The organism is Bradyrhizobium sp. CCBAU 25360 (assembly GCF_028128695.1).
Classification (GTDB): Bacteria; Pseudomonadota; Alphaproteobacteria; order Rhizobiales; family Xanthobacteraceae; genus Bradyrhizobium; species Bradyrhizobium ottawaense.
Genome location: NZ_LBJA01000042.1, coordinates 525,949 through 541,921, shown reverse-complemented (window position 1 = coordinate 541,921; position 15,973 = coordinate 525,949). Strand labels below are relative to the sequence as shown.

Genomic DNA, 15,973 nt, shown 5'->3' with positions numbered 1-15,973 from the left:
GAAACCAGCCGGCACCGGGCGGTCAGTTCAGCGCGATCAGCGCGTCCAGCGCCTTGTCGGCGTCCGCGCAAGCCTGATCGACGGTCTTTTGCTTCAGGATCAAATCCTGCACCGCCTGACCAATGAACTCGCGCGATTGCGGATTGGCGACGATGGGATAGCCGACTTCGGACGAGCCCTTGGTGGCGAGCACGTCGAGCGCGGCCTGCCATTCCTTGCGCACCGGCTCCTCGTCGATCCACTTGCGATATTCGGGGTCCTTGGCGACGGACGGACGCGGCGGGGCAATGCCCTGCAGGGCCATCTTCTTCTGCACCTCGGGGCTCGTCGCCCACTGCACGAAGTACCAGGCCGCATCAGGCTGCTTGCTGTGTGAGGACACCGCCATACCCCAGCCGATCGTGGTCGGCACCTGGCCGGCCTCGCCCGCCGGGAACGGCAACAGGCCGGTATCCTTCAGGCGCGCGCCGCCTTCCATCACCGTGCGCAGTTCATTGGAGGATTCGAACGCCATCGCCGCGCGGCCGCCGCGATACAGCGCCGAAATCTGCTGGAAGCTGTAATTGACGACGCCGGGCGGTCCGAAGTCACGCAGCAGCCGGCTATAGGTGTCGAGCGCCTCCTTGCCCTTGGCCGAGCACAGGCTCGACTTGCCGCTCGCGATATACGCGCCGCCGATATTGTGCAGCATGTTGCTGAAGGTGTAGGCGATCGCAGGCTTGAGGCCACGCGAGACGAACGGCGTCACCGCGCTGTCGCAAGTCTTGATCTTCTCGGCGGCAGCCTCGACGTCCTTGATGGTCTTCGGCGCCTCGAGGCCGCACTTCTTGAAGATATCGGTGCGGTAATAGAAAATCGGGCCCTCGATGTTCATCGGCATGCTGGTCAGCTTGCCGCCGAACGTCGCGGCCTTCAGCAGGGCCTGGCTCAACCCCGCCGGATCGTAGTCCTTGGCGACCTCGTTCTTGGCCATCGCGGTGAGATCGCCGTACCAGCCGGCAGCGGCGAACTGCTCGCCTTCGCGCGAGGGCAGCGTCATGAACACATCGACCTCGTCGCTGTTCGCATTCATGACGGTGACCAGACGCTGGCGCATCTGCTGTTCCTGATAGCCGTCGACCTTCAGGGTCATGCCGGTCAGCTTCTCGAAATCGGCCTTATAGGTGAGCAGCGCCTGCGAAACCGGATTGTTGTTGGCGAGAAAGGTGACGGTCTTGCCCTTGAACTTCATCCAGTCGAATTCGGCCGCGCGCGCCTGCGCGCTCACGGCGGCAATCGCAAGAACGGGCAACGCGACGCGCGTCGCGAGCATCCTGGCCTTCATCGAACTCTCCTCCCGCTGGCCGCTTTATGCTGTCGGCACTTTCTGAAAACGGTTACATCCTAAGCGCCATCTCACCTCTGTCAAGCGATAGACAATCTATCTTTTGTGCGACAATATCGCAGATATTCTCCTTGCCGCGCTCACGATCCGGGATTGTAACGTTACATCATGAATCGACCGCCCGCCAAATTGACGAAGCAAGGCATCCGCGCCGTTGCGGCACGAGCCGGCGTGTCGACGGCATCGGTCTCGCGTGCGCTCAACAATCCCGATGCAGTGAGCCCGTCCCTGCGCGCGCGCATTGCGCAGGCAATCGAAGCCGTCGGTTACATCCCGCATGCGCCGGCCCGCATTCTGTCATCGCGGCGATCGCGTACGCTTGGCGCGATCGTGCCGACGATCGACAACACGATGTTCGCGCGCGGCATCGCCTCACTGCAAAGATACCTGTCCTCGGTGGGCTACATGCTGTTTCTCACCACGAGCGGATACGATCTCGACGTCGAGCTGCAACAGGCCCGCAACTTGATCGGCCGCGGCGTCGATGGCCTCGTGCTGCGGGGCGACTGCCATCACGAGGGGTTGCGCAAGCTACTCGCGGACAATGCGGTGCCTTTCATCAATGTCGGGATCTATCAGCCCGACCGGCCCTACCCTTGCGTCGGCACGAACAACGAGGCCGCTGCCCATCGGGCGGCCGGGCATGTCATCGAGCTCGGCCATCGCCGGATCGGAATCGTTTCCGCCCTCCAGCGCAACAACGACCGCGCCGGCGCCCGCGTCGCCGGCTTTCGCCGCGCGCTCGCGGAGAACGGCCTGGAGCTGCCTCCGGAATGGCATGTCGAGGTGCCCTATACCTTGGACGACGCGCGCGAGGCGGCCCGCCATCTCCTCAACCTCAAGAATCGCCCGACGGCAGTGGTCTGCGGCAACGACGTCATTGCCTACGGCGTCCTGTTGGAAGCGGAGCGCAGCGGCTTTTCGGTGCCGCGTGATCTGTCGGTCGTCGGCTTCGACGACCTCGACTGGAGCCGCCATTTGCGACCGAGCCTGACGACGATCCACGTCCCAACCGACGAGACCTGGCAGCGTGCCGGAGAATATCTGGTGCGCAGCCTCGCCGGTGAGCAGACCATCATGCATCGTGAGATCGACTTCTCGCTGGTGGTCCGGGAATCGACGGCTCCGCCTCCCGCACTCCCGAAGTGAGATCCTCCGATGAGTACCAGCTTTTCTCTCACCTCCGGTTTTCATGCCGTCGTGATCGGCGGCGCCGGCGACATCGGCGCCGCGATCAGCAACCAGTTCTGCGACCTCGGGGCGACGGTGACCGCCACAGGCGTCAATGACGCCGATCTCGCACGCTCCCTGCTCAAGCCGCGCGCCGGACTTGCGCTCACGACGCTCGATGTCACGAGCGATCAGGCCGTCGCGTCACTCGCCGGGCGGCACGAACGCGTCGATGCGCTGATCAATTGCGCCGGCATCCTGGCACGGGACAAGGAATACGAAATCGAGACCTTCATGAAAGTGCTCGACGTCAATCTGACGGGCACTTTCCGAACCTGCATGGCGTTCCGCCCGCAGCTGGCGAAGATGAAGGGCTCGATCGTCAACATCGCCTCGATGAATGCAACCCTGGCCCTGCCGCGGATTCCGGCCTATTGCGCCAGCAAGGGCGGCGTCGTGATGCTGACCAAGGCGCTGGCCCTGGCGTGGGCCGAAGACGGCATCCGCGTCAACGCCGTCGCGCCCGGTTATGTCGAAACCGCGATCAATGCCGCCGGCCGCACCGACCGCGCCCATTATGAGCGCATCGCCGACCGCACCGCGTTCAAGCGCTGGGGCCAGCCCGAGGACATCGCCGGTGCCGTCGCCTTTCTCTGCATGCCAGCCTCGCAATACGCGACCGGAACGGTGGTCGCGGTGGATGGCGGGTTTCTTGCGGGCTAGCGGCAGGTGTCACATGTTCGCAAGATGGCGCGGCTGCAGGTGCAGCCGCGCCATCTAGCTCAGCGGAAGTTGCCCTTGGTCTCGGGGATCACGACCGCGCCGATCAAATAGATCACGAACACGCCGACTGCAAAGTAAGCCAGCGACATCGGAATCTGTGTGGGGCTGCCGCTCACCAGCGAGACGAAGGTCGGCATCATTCCGCCCAGCGCAAAGCCGATATTCCAGGACAGGCCGGTGCCGCTGGCGCGAAGCGCCGTGGGGAACCGTTCGTTCAGGAAGATCAGCACCGGCGCATAACCGGCATTGCCGATGAAGGCGATGGCAAGCGCATAGAGCGTAATCTGCGTGGTGTCCTTGGTCGTGGCAAGATTCAGATAGCACAGCGGCAACAGCACCGCCGCCAGGACCCCGATCAGCAGGAACGTCTTCTTGCGGCCGATGAGATCGCTCAGCGCGCCGACCAGCACCGCGGCGAAGAACGCCGAGACGCTGGCGCCCATCAGGATCAGCGAGGAGGTCTGGTTCGGAACCGCGTTGATGACTTTCAGGAAGCTCGGCAGGTATCCCGAGGTCAGATAATAACCGGCGCCGCCGCCGAAGGTAATGAGCAGGTTGATCAGCAGGACGCCGCGATACTCGCGGGACAATACGTCCTTGACCGGCGCCTTCGAGACCTTTGCCTGCTTATTGCCCTGCTGGCGCTTGAGCTCCTTGAAGTACGGGGACTCTTCGAGGTTCCGGAAGATGAACCAGCCGAGCAGAGAGCTCAGCAGCCCTGAGAAGAACATGAAGCGCCAGCCCCACACGGCAAAGGCATCTCCGGGGAATACCGAGGACGTGATCAGGAAGATGAAGGACGCCAGCAGCGCGCCAATGCCGGCGCCGCCGCCGCCGACCAGGCCCGACATCGCCCCGCGCCAATGCGGCGGCACCGATTCCGTGCCGATCGTGTGGGTCGAGGCCACGACACCACCGACGAACACGCCCTGCACCAGGCGCAGGATCAGGAACACGATGGGAGCGATCACGCCGACCTGCGCGATGGTCGGCAGCAGGCCGAACGCGGCCGTGCTGATGCCGACGCCGATGATGGCGATCAGCATGGCCTGCTTGCGGCCGTGCACGTCGGCGTAGTGCCCGAACACCGCCGAACCGAGCGGCCGCATCAGCAGCGTAACGGCGAACGAACCGTAGACCGCGGCGAGCGACAGCGCCGCATTGCTCGACGGAAAGAACAGCGCGCCGACCACCGGCGCTACATAGAGCAGAATGAACAAGTCGAACAGGTCGAGTGCCCATCCGAGCACTGACGCGATGATCGCATTGACCATCTGCTTGTTACCCGTCGATGCCCGTGCACCGGCCACCGGCATATCCATCTCAGCCATCTTGTTTTACCCTCCCCGTTTGAATAGGGCCGCGGTCCGCGCCATTGCGAACCGCGGCAGCTTGTTGCGTCGCGTATCAACGGCCGACGAATTTCGGCGGACGCTTGGCGTTGAAGGCCTCGACGCCTTCCTTGAAGTCTTCCGACTGTCGCAGACGGCTGTAGCAATGGCCTTCGAGTTCCATGGCGATCGCGAGCGTCGAATCCTCGGTGTCGTTGAGCAGCTTCTTGGCGGTACGCTGCGCCAGCGGCGAGAAGCTGCGGAGCTCGTCGACAAGCTTGTCGGTCGCCTTCTCCAGTTCGGAATCGGGCACGCATTCGGTGGCGATGCCCCACTCCAGCGCCTGCTTCGCCGAGATGCGCTTGGAGCGCATCACGATGTCCTTGGTGCGGGTGATGCCGACCATCTTCTGCAGCCGCGCCGACCCGCCGGAACCCGGGATCTGGCCGAGCTTCTGCTCGGGCAGCGCGTACTGCGTGGTCTCCGAGGCGATACGGAAATCGCAAGCCAGCGACAGCTCGAAGCCAACGCCGAAACAATAGCCGCGATTGGCGACGATAACAGGCTTGGCGCAACGCGCCGGCGCGGCGATGTTCCAGGCGAGCTTGGAGACGTGCTCGGGGCTCGCTTCCATGAAGCCTCCGATGTTCCCGCCGCTCGAGAAATGCTCGCCCTCCCCGCGCAGCACGATGATGCGCACGCGCGGATCCTCGTCCAGAGTCTCGAAGGTCAGCCGGAGCTGGTCGCGCTGCGGCATCGCCACGACGTTGTAGGGCGGGCGTCCCAGGATGATGTCCGCGCGCTCATGCGCCTCATCGATCTCGACCTTGAACCCGTCGAGCTTGGCAAGCCGAGGATCGGCAAACGTATAGGGTGACGGCATTTTCGCTTCCTTCTGTTGATGCGTGACGATCAAGCGGCGTCCGATGGCGGCCGACGCTCGGTCTCGTATTCTCCGGCGACGAGCAGGCGCCGCAGCAGCTTGCCGACCGGCGATTTGGGAATCGCGTCGACGAAGACGTAGCGGCGCGGCCGCTTGAAGTTGGCGAGGCCCGAGGTGCGGCAGAACTGCTCCAGCTCGCTCTCGGAAACGTTGCGATTGCGCTTGACGAAGGCGGCGACGACCTTGCCCCATTTTTCGTCGGCGACACCGACCACGGCGACCTCGTCGACCCCGGGATGCAGCGACAGGCAGCTCTCGATCTCGACCGGAGAGACGTTCTCGCCGCCGGTGATGATCATGTCGTCGACGCGGCCCGTGACGAACAGGTCGCCATCGGGATCGACGAAGCCGGTATCGCCGGTGAAATACCAGCCTTCGCGCAACGATTTGGCGTCGGCCTCGGGGCGGCGCCAGTAGCCCTCAAAGGCTTCGTCGCCCGCGAGCGTGGCGATGATCTCGCCCTCCTCGCCGACCGCGGCAAGCTCCGCGACCGAACGCGCGCCGATGCGCACGACCTTGACGTGCTGGTTCAGCCCGGCCTTACCGGCGGAGCCGGGTTTTGCCGTAGCGTTCTGATCGATCGTGAAGGTGTAGATCTCGGAGCTGCCGTAATGATTGACGAACAGCTCCGGCCTGAAGGCCTCGTCCAGCTTTTTCAGCAGGCCGTCCGTCATCGAGGCGCCGGCAAAGCCGAGCTTGCGCACGCTGGAGACGTCGGTCCGGTCGAAGGCGTCGTGATGGACGAGATCGTGATAGAGCGTCGGCACCAGATAGAGGTTGGTGATCCCTTCCCGCTGGATCAGCTCCAGCGCCTGGCGGCTGTCATAGCGCGGCAGGCAGATGAAGCTGCCGCCGATCAGCGACATCGCGAGCAACGAGCGGACACCCATGGTGTGGTAGAGCGGCATCACACCGAGCGTGCGCTCGCCGCGGCCGTAGAGATTTTGCGCGACATGGGCGATGGCCGCGGCACGCTCGGCGCGATGACGCCGCGGCACGCCCTTTGGCCGCGAGGTGGTGCCCGATGTGTAGAGCATGATCGACCAGGCATCAGAGCCGACGCACGGCTCGGCATCGGGCGCGCTGCCCCTGATCAGATCGGCAAAGCCGACCGCCTCGCCTGTGCCCGGATCGACCGACACGCGTAGCAGCCGGCCGGCGAGAGCCGAACCCTGCACCGCCTCAGCGGAAACATCCTGGTAGAAAACTGCGCGGCCCTCCGCGTTCTCGATGCAGAAGTCCAGCTCGTCGGCCTTGGCGCGCCAGTTGATCGGGGTGACTACGAGGCCTGCGAACTGGCAGGCCCAATGCAGCGTCGCGGCCTCCCAGCGGTTTTGCAGCAGCGTGACGACGTGGTCGCCGGGCTTGAGGTCCAGGCGGCCGAAGGATGCGACCAAAGCAGAGATCTTGTCGTACCATTGCCGGTAGGTCAGGCGGCGATCGCCGTCGACCAGCCCGATGGCGCGCGGATCGCGCGCGGCGCTGGCCATGAAGCTGCTGGCGAGATCAAGCATCTGACGTCTCTTCTTTCGATGAAGCGAGCTGGGCGGCGGCTTCGAGGGCCGCCTGGACGATCGGCGTGTAGCCGGTGCAGCGGCACAGATGCCCGCTGAGAAGATCGCGAATCTCCGCCTCGGTCGGCGCCGGGTTCCTGGCGAGAAAATGATCGAGCGACATCAGGATGCCGGCCGTGCAGAAGCCGCACTGGAGCGCGTGGTGACGGCGGAAGGCCTGTTGCAGCACGCCGAGGCGATCGGCCGCGGGTGCAAGCCCTTCAACCGTCTTGATCTCGCAGCCGTCGACCTGCGCTGCCAGGGTGAGGCAGGAACGGGTCAGCATGCCGTCGACGACGACCGTGCAGGCGCCGCAGACGCCGTGCTCGCAGCCGACATGGGTGCCGGTGGCGCCCAGCTGGTGCCGGAGGAAGTCGCACAGCAGCGTCCGAGGCTCGGCTTCCCCCGCGAGGGGCTCGCCATTCAGCGAGACGTGGATGGGGTGGCGGGCGTCGGATTTGAGACGGGTCATCGCAGAACCTCGCCGATCAGATCGCGGCCGATCATGCGCACGAGGTCGCGGCGATAGCGCGCGGTGGCATGAACGTCGTCGCGCGCACCGAGTTCGTAGGCAAAGGCGTTGAGGGCATCGTCGAGCGCGCTGCCCTCGAGTCGCGGCCAGTCCCGCGCGGTCGGGACGTCCGCAACGCCACCGACCGCGAGGCGGACGCCGGATGGCGTCTTCATCGCGGCGCAGGCCACGATGGCAAAATCGCCGTGCCGGCGCGCGACCTCGCGGAACGCGAAGCGAGATCCATTGATGACCGGGAGCGAGATGCCCTCGATCAGCTCGTCGTCGTTGCGCGCCGTCAGCATCATGCCGGCGAAGAAATCCCTGGCCGCGACGCGGCGACGACGCCTGGCACTGCGCAAAAGCACCTCGCCGCCGAGCGCGACCAGCGCGAGCGGCATCTCGGCGCTGGGATCGGCATGCGCGAGCGAGCCGCAGATGGTGCCGCGGCTGCGGGTCTGCATGTGACCGACGCAGGGCAGCGCCAACGCCACCAGCGGCAATGCCTCGGCCAGATCCGGCCAGGCCAGCAGATCGGCCTGGCGCACACCGGCACCGATGACGACGGCATCGGCTGTCCGCTCGATCTTGCGCAGCTCTCTGATCCGCATGATGTCGATCAGAAGCTTCGGCTTGGCGAGGCGCATATTGAGCATCGCCATCAGCGACTGTCCACCGGCGAGCACACGAGCATCGCCGCCCTGCTGCGCCAGCGCACCGAGGACATCACCGACGGCTTCGGCGCGGAGATAGTCGAATGCGGGCGGCTTCATCGGCGCCCCCCAAACCGGCCGGCGAATTTCGCCAGCAGGGCGAACAGCGAAAAGCCGCCCGAGGCGCCGCCGCCGGCCTTGCGGGCCAGCGCTGCGAAGAACTGGCCGATGATCACCCGCGTCGCGCCGTCGAGCAGACGGCCGCCGATGCTTGCGATCTTGCCACCGATCGCGGCGTCATAGCTGTAGGTCAGCTTCGTCCCGCCGCTGCCGTCGGGCGCGAGCATGATGCGCCCCTCAGCGCTGCCGAAGCCGAGCGCGCCGGTGGCGCCGCCGCGCAAGGTGACCGCGCGCGGCGGATCGAGATCGAACAGCTCCACGTCGGCGCGATAGCGCCCGGTGACGGGTCCGATGCCGAGCGTGACATCCGCGCGGAAATGCGTCTCGGTGATCTTGTCGACACGCTGGCAGCCGGGAATGATCGATTGGAGCGTAGCGGGATCGAGCAGCATGGCCCAGACCTGCTCGGGCGTCGCCCTCACCGAGGCCTGCCCTTCGCCGCGAAGCCGCCGATCCGCTTCGCGCGCAGGCACCGCAGCCACGCCCCCCGCGGGAGGCGGCGGCTCGGCGCCGCGCACCAGCTCGGCAAGCCGGGCAGGCACCAGAGGCAACGTGATGTCGGCAACGCCGAGCGCATCCGCGACCGCATTGGCGAGGCACACCGGCGTCGACATGCAATTGCCTTCGCCGACGCCTTTTGCGCCGAGTGGCGTGAACGGCGATGGCGTCTCCACGTGGAAGATCTCGGGCTCCGGCACCTCGGTGGTGGTGGGCAGCAGATAGTCCGCGAGCGTTCCAGTGAGGAAACTGCCGTCCTCAGCGTAGGCATATTCCTCGTAGAGCGCGGCACCGAGCGCCTGCGCGAAGCCGCCACGGATCTGGCCATTGACCATGCCGGGATGCAGGATGGTGCCGCAATCGTGCATGGTGACGTAGCGGTCGATCCGCGTCTGCAGGGTAATGCGGTCGATCTCGACGCCGCAGAAGTCGAAGATGAAGCCATGGCACAGCGAGGAGTTGATGCGGTCGTCCTCGCCGGGCGGCGTCAGCTCCGGCGGCGTCCAGAACACGGTCTCACGGATGGTCTGGCCGGCATCGTCAGGCAGTGAGCCCGGCGACCAATGGCTGAGCGCGGCGACACGCGAAAACGCGATCCGGTTCTCCGGATTGTGCCTGGAGGCAACGAAACCCTTTGCAAACACGATGTCCGCGGCTTCGACGTTCAGCTGGCTGGCGGCGATGCGGGCAAGGCGGCCGGCAACGCGCTCGGCTGCGAGCTTAGCCGTGCCGGCCACCGCGGCGGCGAAGCGGCTGGCGTAATTGCCCGACGCGATCGACCAGGCGTCCTTGGCGGTATCGATCTCGGTGTTGACGCGGATGTCCTTCGGCTCCAGGCCGAAGACGTCGGCGACCACCTGCGACAGCACGGTGCGATGGCCCTGCCCCTGCGGCACTGAAGCGACATGAACGGTGACGCTGCCGACTGGATCGAGGCCGACGGTCGCTGTCGCCTGCGCGCCGTTCTTCGGCCCGGCCTTGCGGCGCTCGGCCGCGGTCAGCACCGTTGTGATGTAGCCCATATTGGAGACGCTGGGCTCGACCACCGCCGTGAAGCCGATGCCGTAAAGCCGCCCCTCCGCCCGCGCCGCGTCGCGCCGCGCCTTCAATTCCGCCAGCCTGCCCTGCTCGACCGCGCGCGCGATCGCGTCCTGGTAATTGCCGGAATCGAGCAATGCGCCGGTCGCTGTACGATAGGGAAAAGCACCCGCCTCGATCAGATTGCGCTTGATGACATCGAGCGGATCGAGACCGAGCCCGATCGCGATGCGCTGCACCAGGCGTTCCAGCGCGAAATAGACCTGCGGCCCGCCGAAGCCGCGGTTGAGGCCGGTCGGTGTCTTGTTGGTGACGACGACGCGGTTGCGGATTCTGACGTGGTTGATGTCGTAGGCCCCCGTCATGTTGCCGTGCATGCGGTAGAGCGTGGCCGGCTCGGGTGCGCGCAGATGCGCGCCGCAATCCTCGACCTGGTCCCAGTCGAGCGCGAGGATCTTGCCGTCGGCCGCAACCGCCGCGGCCAATGTCGTCGCGCGGTTGGTCGCTGACACCGACGCGGTGAGATGCTCGAGCCGGTCCTCGATCCACTTCACCGGCCGCCCCGTGACGCGCGCCGCAGCCGCGATCAGAACGATGTACGGAAACACGCCCTGCTTGACGCCAAAGCTACCGCCGGAATCCGGCGGCGTGCGCAGCCGCAGCCGATTGCCCGGCACTTTCAGCGCACGCGCAATCACGGTGTGGATGCTGAAGGGCCCCTGAAAATTCGCAAGAACCTCAAAGGCATCCTCGCCGACATCATGCGAGGCAACGACGCCATAAGTCTCGATCGGCGTGCACGAGTTGCGGGGATAGCGGATGTCGATGGAGAAGCGGTGCGGCGCATCCGCAAACGCCTTTTCAGGATCGCCGTAGCGAAACGCGCGGTCGCTGGCGAGATTGCCGGGAAAACCGTCGTGCAGGACCGGCGCACCCGGTGCCATCGCTCCGAGCGGATCGACTGTAGCCGCTCGAGGGCGATACTCGACATTGATGAGTTCGGCCGCATCTTCGGCGCGGGCACGATCAGTCGCCACGATCACGGCGACCGGTTCGCCGACATAGCGCACACGCTCGACTGCGATCGGCCAGCACTCGACCGGCGCCTTCACGCCGACGACGAGACTAGTGGTGACCGCCTTGATCTGCTCGCCAGTCAGGACCGCTGCAACGCCCGGCAGCCGCCTGGCCGCTTCGGCGTCGATCGAAATAATATCGGCGTGGGCGTGCGGCGAGCGCAGGATCGTCGCATGCAGCGTGCCGGGCTGGACGCCGAGGTCGTCGATGAAACGGCCGCGGCCGCTGAGCAGCGCGGCATCCTCGACGCGCTCGATTGAACGCCCGACCCACGGCTTGTCACCGCTCTGATCAACCGAATTTGCGGACTTAACCGCAGCCTGCACCATGTCCCGGCATACCTCTCGACGCGTTCTCTGACGCGACGGCGACGTTTGTCAGGACAGGAGGCGCGAGGGCCATACCGCCCGCTCTCACGACTTACCAAATCGTCTCATTCGAGAGCGTGCAGCGCAATATCAGCCCGCAAGGATCAACCCGCGAGGCGGGAGACGTTGCGAAACTCGCGCGGGCTGACGCCGGCATGATCGCGGAAGAAGCGCGTGAAATGTGCCGGCTCCGGAAAACCAAAGCGCTCGCTGAGCTCGCCGAGCGCTGTGTCCTCGCGCATCACCGCGTCGAGCGCGCGCTCCATGCGGACGACGTTGAGGTAAAGCTTCGGCGAAACGCCGAGCGAGGTCTCGAACAGGCGGAAGAACTGCGCGCGCGACAGGCCCGCGCCCTTCACGAACTGGTCGACGTTGGCATAGGAATCGTTCACGCGCATCGCGTCCATCGCGCGGCGGATCCGCCAGTCGCAGCTCACCGCGCCCATGCCGCGGATCGAGGTCGGAAAGCTGCGCCAGGGCGTGAAACGCTCGATCACCGCAATCATGAGGTCAGAAAGGGTCTGCTCGTGGGTTCGCACCGCGTCGGGATTCGCCATCATTTCGGCCGCAAGATGCAGCGTGAGCTGGCGAATGCGCGGCGAGACTTCGCCCGAGGGACGCTCGAAAAAGCCCGGCGCGCCGCTCGCGGCCCATCCGCGCCGGAACTCCTTCAGCCACTCCGGCTCGATATAGAGCGCCATGATGAGCGTGCGCGGGCGATTGACGTCATGCACATAGGCATGCGGCTTCCAGCCGTCGACCAGAACGGCGGCCGTGTCCGTGAGCGGCGTGACCTGGTCGCCGACCAGGAACTGGGTGTCGGAGCCCTCGACCTTGAGCAGGACGTGGCAGTGATGATGGGCGTGGCGGACCAGCGAACGATCCATGTCGAGCAGAGCGACCCTGCCGAAAGCGCCATGAGCGATGCGCAGGGCCGTCGACATAAGTTTCTTCCTCCCGGCGTTGCGCCGCAAAATGGTTGCCTTGCTGGTGCGGCACTATAGGCCGCCCTTGCTACATATTCCAACGGCGCAAACGGACGCAAGCCGCTTCCGGCGGTAACCCGCTCACATCCGCGCCTCCGCAAGAAGGCGCGCGACCGCAGCGCCCGGATCGGCCTGCAAGGCTGCCGTCAGGTCGACGTCCTCCTCGCCCTTGACGCGGATGCGCTTGAAGGCGAGCTCGGACGCGCTGACCGGCGCTGTCGCATCGAGGCCCATCTTGGCGCCGATACCGTCATCCGTGGTCGGATCGAGTTTCGAGCCGAGCGCGCCGGCGACGACCATGAGATCGCGGTCGGCCTGGAAGCGCGTCGCCACCGCCCATTCGATCTCCTCGGAGGAAGAGATATCGACGTCCTTGTCGACCACAACCACCTGCTTGATGTCGTAATGCGCGCCGAAAGCGCACATCATGACGTTCTTCGGCTCGCCCTCATTGGTCTTGTCCATCTTGATCGCGAGATGATAGCGGCAGGTGCCGCCGCGCGTGAGGCGAACATCCAGCACGGTCGGGAAGCTGCGGCGCAGATGCTGGAGCAGCGTCGCTTCGCGCGGCACGCCGCCGAGTATCAGGTGCTCGAAACCGCCGCCGACGATGGTGTGGAAGATCGGCTTGGCGCGATGCGTGATGGCATCGACTTCGATCACCTCGCGATTGGCGCGCGGGCCGTAATATTGCGGGAATTCACCGAACGGGCCCTCCGGCTCGCGCACGCCTTGCAGGATCCGTCCTTCAATCACGATCTCCGCATGGGCGGGAACGCGAACCGAATTGGTGCGACATTTGACGACGTCCACGGGCGAGCCGAGCAGCGCGCCCGCAATCGCCATCTCGTCCTCGTCCAGCGCGGCAATCGCCTGCGAAGCCAGCAGCAGCGCCGGATGCGCGCCGATGACGATGGCGATCTCCAGCGCCTGGCCCAGCTCTTCCGCGATGCGATAGTAAGAGAACGTGTGCCGCGGCAGCAGCAGAACGCCGATACGATTCTTGCTGCTGACCTGACAACGGTGGATCGAAACGTTCTGAACGCCGGTCTTCGGATTGCGCGCGATCAACAGGCCGGCCGTGATATAGGGACCGCTATCGCGTTCATTGTGCTTCGGCACCGGAAGTTGTCGGAGCAGGTCGACGTCGTCGTGAACGACCTCCTGCACTGGACCGTCCGGAACCTCGCGGGTCGGCAGCGGATTGCTTGCGGCGGCAAGGAATCGCGGCAGCAACTGGTCCTCGGTGACGCCGATGGAATCGGCGACCCAGTCACGACCGGCAAACAGGTTGGCGATGACGGGAATCTCGTGCCCATCGGGACGCGGGAACAGCACCGCGCTGTCGCGCTCCAGCCGCTTCGCGATGGCGGCGAGCTCATCGGTCAGCGCAATACCCTCGCGGGCAATCGCGAGCTTACCGCGCTCGGCGAGGTAAGCGAGCCAGGCACGCAGATCGGCCGGTGCGTTCGTGCTCTTCGCCGAATTTTGCATTCGCATATGACGTATCTCTCCTCGGGCGTTCGGGTCAGGGCGCGATCTTGCGCAGCGACGGCGAGCGGCGCTTGAGCGCTTCGTCCTCGCCCCAGCGGCGCACCACGCCGATACCGATATCGAAGAGGTCGAGCACCCGGCCGACGGTGTGCTCGACCATGTCTTCGAGATTCTCGGGTTTTGCGTAGAAGGCGGGCACAGGTGGCGCGATGATCGCGCCCATCTCTGATAGCGCCGTCATCGTCCTGAGATGCCCGGTGTGCAGCGGGGTCTCGCGCACCATCAGCACCAGGCGCCGGCGCTCCTTGAGCACAACATCGGCGGCGCGGGTCAAGAGCGTCGTGGTGACGCCCGAGGCGATCTCGGACATCGAGCGCATCGAGCACGGCGCCACAATCATGCCCGCGGTACGGAACGAGCCGCTCGAGATTGCCGATGCCATGTCGTCGATCGCATGGCTGACATTGGCGAGCTCCCTCACCTCCGCGATCTTCAGGTCGGTCTCGTAGGCAAAGGTCTGCTCGGCCGTCTTCGACATCACCAGGTGAGTCTCGACGCCGGCATTGCGCAGGAGTTGCAGCAGGCGCACGCCATAGGTGACGCCCGAGGCGCCGGAAATGCCGATGATCATCCGCGTGGGCGCTGCGTGCTGCATATGTCTGATTTCGCTCCCGTGGCCACGTACCCTCGAGGTCTCGTAGCCGGTCGCAAAACTAGGCAATCTCGGCCATCACAACAAATAATGATTGATTATATCATTCATCATCGAAGATGATGGCCCGCGAACGAGTTGGCGAACGAAGGACTGGCCCCGTGGAACTCAGGCAGATGCAGTATTTCCTGTGCCTGGCCGATGAAAAGAACGTCACGCGGGCCGCGCGCCGGCTCAACATCGTGCAGCCGGCGCTCAGCATGCAGATCGCCAAGCTCGAGGTCGAGCTCGGCCAAAGGCTGTTCGACCGCAGCGTCCAGGGCATGACGTTGACCAGCGCCGGCGAGGCGCTGGTGCGGCTGACGGCGCCGATCGTGCGCGATGCGGAGTATGCGCGCCAGGAGATGGCCCAGATCGGCGGGCGGATTTCAGGCCGCGTCGCCGTAGGCCTCATCACCTCCGTTGCGCAGAGCACGATGGCGAGCTCGTCAGCGACTGTCGCGCGCCGCTATCCCGAGATCATCCTCTCCGCGTGCGAAGGCTACACCGAGACGCTGGTCGACTGGGTCAACAGCGGCCAACTCGATTTCGCGCTGATCAACGTGCCGCGCCGAAGGACGCCGCTCGCCGCGCATCACATCATGGACGAGGAGATGGTGTTCGCCTGCCGCAAGGACGGCCCGATCCGGCCGGCGGCCAAGCTGCGCTTCGACCACATCGCGAATTTCGATCTGGTGCTACCCTCGAAGCGCCACGGCCTGCGGCTGATCCTGGACGAACACGCCGCCGCCCTCGGCATCGACCTTCGGCCGCGCCTGGAGCTCGACACGCTGCCCGCCCTCTGCGACGTGATCGCGACCACCGATTTCGCGACCGTGCTGCCGACCATCGCGCTCCGGCAGTCACTGGCAAGCGGAACCACTCGAGCCCATCGTTTCGACGCGCAACGGATCGTTCGCTCCATCGCCTGGGTGCATCACCCGCGGCGAGCGGTCTCGGTTGCGGCCAAGGCCGTGCTGGACGTCATCAGCCACGATCTGGCGCAGGCCGCGGCGGTGGCAAAGCAGTTGGCTGAACCTGGCTCCGGCGGCGCAGCCTCGTCATCCCGCAAACAACGTCGCAAGACCGGGAAGACGATTTCCTGAATCCCGAACGCTCATTTGGACAAGATGTCGCGCCTCTTTGCAAAATGAGACGGGTTGGTAAGTTTCGAGACGAGCCGGCATGACGGTCACGTCAAGCCGCTAACTACGGTCCAGGCGCAGAAAATCGCGGCCTGGCGCTCCTCCGGACAACTCCTGTCACGGACGCTCCCAAGGCTCGCAGAACAAGACGCGGTCGGGAGATTCAGT

Annotated in this window: 13 protein-coding genes; 3 read left to right on the top strand and 10 right to left on the bottom strand. The window is 65.4% G+C overall.

The features are described 5' to 3' along the window. Positions 1-22: 22 nt before the first annotated feature. Positions 23-1,324, bottom strand: a complete 1,302-nt coding sequence (locus XH81_RS26555) for an ABC transporter substrate-binding protein (protein WP_028143589.1) — start codon at positions 1,322-1,324, stop codon at positions 23-25. Between the two features lie 168 nt (positions 1,325-1,492). Between XH81_RS26555 and XH81_RS26550 the strand changes: the two genes are divergently transcribed. After that, complete coding sequence (locus XH81_RS26550; RefSeq protein ID WP_028143588.1) at positions 1,493-2,533, top strand: LacI family DNA-binding transcriptional regulator; 1,041 nt, start codon at positions 1,493-1,495, stop codon at positions 2,531-2,533. A gap of 9 nt (positions 2,534-2,542) precedes the next feature. Then, a complete protein-coding gene (locus XH81_RS26545; protein WP_038948961.1) occupies positions 2,543-3,277 on the top strand; it encodes an SDR family NAD(P)-dependent oxidoreductase in 735 nt (244 codons plus the stop codon). A gap of 59 nt (positions 3,278-3,336) precedes the next feature. Here XH81_RS26545 and XH81_RS26540 read toward each other — a convergent pair whose 3' ends face one another. The 9 genes from XH81_RS26540 to XH81_RS26500 all read right to left on the bottom strand — a co-directional run bounded on the left by XH81_RS26540 (position 3,337) and on the right by XH81_RS26500 (position 14,624). Beyond that, positions 3,337-4,668 (bottom strand): MFS transporter, encoded by a 1,332-nt coding sequence (locus XH81_RS26540; protein ID WP_028143587.1) that lies wholly within the window; start codon positions 4,666-4,668, stop codon positions 3,337-3,339. 76 nt (positions 4,669-4,744) lie between these two features. Beyond that, positions 4,745-5,551, bottom strand: a complete 807-nt coding sequence (locus XH81_RS26535; RefSeq protein WP_028143586.1) for an enoyl-CoA hydratase/isomerase family protein — start codon at positions 5,549-5,551, stop codon at positions 4,745-4,747. Positions 5,552-5,580: 29 nt separating this feature from the next. Beyond that, complete coding sequence (locus XH81_RS26530) at positions 5,581-7,125, bottom strand: AMP-binding protein (protein WP_028143585.1); 1,545 nt, start codon at positions 7,123-7,125, stop codon at positions 5,581-5,583. Then, the gene (locus XH81_RS26525; protein WP_028143584.1) at positions 7,118-7,636 is read right to left on the bottom strand and encodes a (2Fe-2S)-binding protein; all 519 of its coding nucleotides are present in this window, start codon (positions 7,634-7,636) and stop codon (positions 7,118-7,120) included. The genes XH81_RS26530 and XH81_RS26525 overlap by 8 nt, the downstream gene beginning before the upstream one ends. Next, positions 7,633-8,448 carry an FAD binding domain-containing protein gene (locus XH81_RS26520; RefSeq protein WP_028143583.1) on the bottom strand — a complete coding sequence of 272 codons (816 nt, stop codon included), beginning with the start codon at positions 8,446-8,448 and terminating at the stop codon, positions 7,633-7,635. Before XH81_RS26520 ends, XH81_RS26525 begins: the two co-directional genes overlap by 4 nt. Continuing rightward, positions 8,445-11,450, bottom strand: a complete 3,006-nt coding sequence (locus XH81_RS26515; protein WP_028143582.1) for a xanthine dehydrogenase family protein molybdopterin-binding subunit — start codon at positions 11,448-11,450, stop codon at positions 8,445-8,447. Before XH81_RS26515 ends, XH81_RS26520 begins: the two co-directional genes overlap by 4 nt. A 143-nt stretch (positions 11,451-11,593) precedes the next feature. Then, positions 11,594-12,433, bottom strand: a complete 840-nt coding sequence (locus XH81_RS26510; RefSeq protein ID WP_028143581.1) for a helix-turn-helix transcriptional regulator — start codon at positions 12,431-12,433, stop codon at positions 11,594-11,596. Between the two features lie 123 nt (positions 12,434-12,556). Further along, positions 12,557-13,975: a UbiD family decarboxylase gene (locus XH81_RS26505; protein ID WP_028143580.1), complete on the bottom strand. Its 1,419-nt coding sequence runs from the start codon at positions 13,973-13,975 to the stop codon at positions 12,557-12,559. 28 nt (positions 13,976-14,003) lie between these two features. After that, positions 14,004-14,624, bottom strand: a complete 621-nt coding sequence (locus XH81_RS26500) for a UbiX family flavin prenyltransferase (RefSeq protein WP_028143579.1) — start codon at positions 14,622-14,624, stop codon at positions 14,004-14,006. Positions 14,625-14,797: 173 nt separating this feature from the next. Here XH81_RS26500 and XH81_RS26495 point away from each other — a divergent pair, with 173 nt between their 5' ends. Beyond that, positions 14,798-15,766: a LysR family transcriptional regulator gene (locus XH81_RS26495; protein ID WP_038974222.1), complete on the top strand. Its 969-nt coding sequence runs from the start codon at positions 14,798-14,800 to the stop codon at positions 15,764-15,766. Positions 15,767-15,973: the final 207 nt, after the last annotated feature.

Coding starts and splice junctions, on each gene's coding strand:
- XH81_RS26535 (WP_028143586.1), bottom strand. CDS start 5,551: ATGCCGTCACCCTATACGTTTGCCGATCCTCGGCTTGCCAAGCTCGAC.
- XH81_RS26505 (WP_028143580.1), bottom strand. CDS start 13,975: ATGCGAATGCAAAATTCGGCGAAGAGCACGAACGCACCGGCCGATCTG.
- XH81_RS26550 (WP_028143588.1), top strand. CDS start 1,493: ATGAATCGACCGCCCGCCAAATTGACGAAGCAAGGCATCCGCGCCGTT.
- XH81_RS26515 (WP_028143582.1), bottom strand. CDS start 11,450: ATGGTGCAGGCTGCGGTTAAGTCCGCAAATTCGGTTGATCAGAGCGGT.
- XH81_RS26540 (WP_028143587.1), bottom strand. CDS start 4,668: ATGGCTGAGATGGATATGCCGGTGGCCGGTGCACGGGCATCGACGGGT.
- XH81_RS26530 (WP_028143585.1), bottom strand. CDS start 7,125: ATGCTTGATCTCGCCAGCAGCTTCATGGCCAGCGCCGCGCGCGATCCG.
- XH81_RS26555 (WP_028143589.1), bottom strand. CDS start 1,324: ATGAAGGCCAGGATGCTCGCGACGCGCGTCGCGTTGCCCGTTCTTGCG.
- XH81_RS26520 (WP_028143583.1), bottom strand. CDS start 8,448: ATGAAGCCGCCCGCATTCGACTATCTCCGCGCCGAAGCCGTCGGTGAT.
- XH81_RS26495 (WP_038974222.1), top strand. CDS start 14,798: ATGCAGTATTTCCTGTGCCTGGCCGATGAAAAGAACGTCACGCGGGCC.
- XH81_RS26510 (WP_028143581.1), bottom strand. CDS start 12,433: ATGTCGACGGCCCTGCGCATCGCTCATGGCGCTTTCGGCAGGGTCGCT.
- XH81_RS26525 (WP_028143584.1), bottom strand. CDS start 7,636: ATGACCCGTCTCAAATCCGACGCCCGCCACCCCATCCACGTCTCGCTG.
- XH81_RS26500 (WP_028143579.1), bottom strand. CDS start 14,624: ATGCAGCACGCAGCGCCCACGCGGATGATCATCGGCATTTCCGGCGCC.
- XH81_RS26545 (WP_038948961.1), top strand. CDS start 2,543: ATGAGTACCAGCTTTTCTCTCACCTCCGGTTTTCATGCCGTCGTGATC.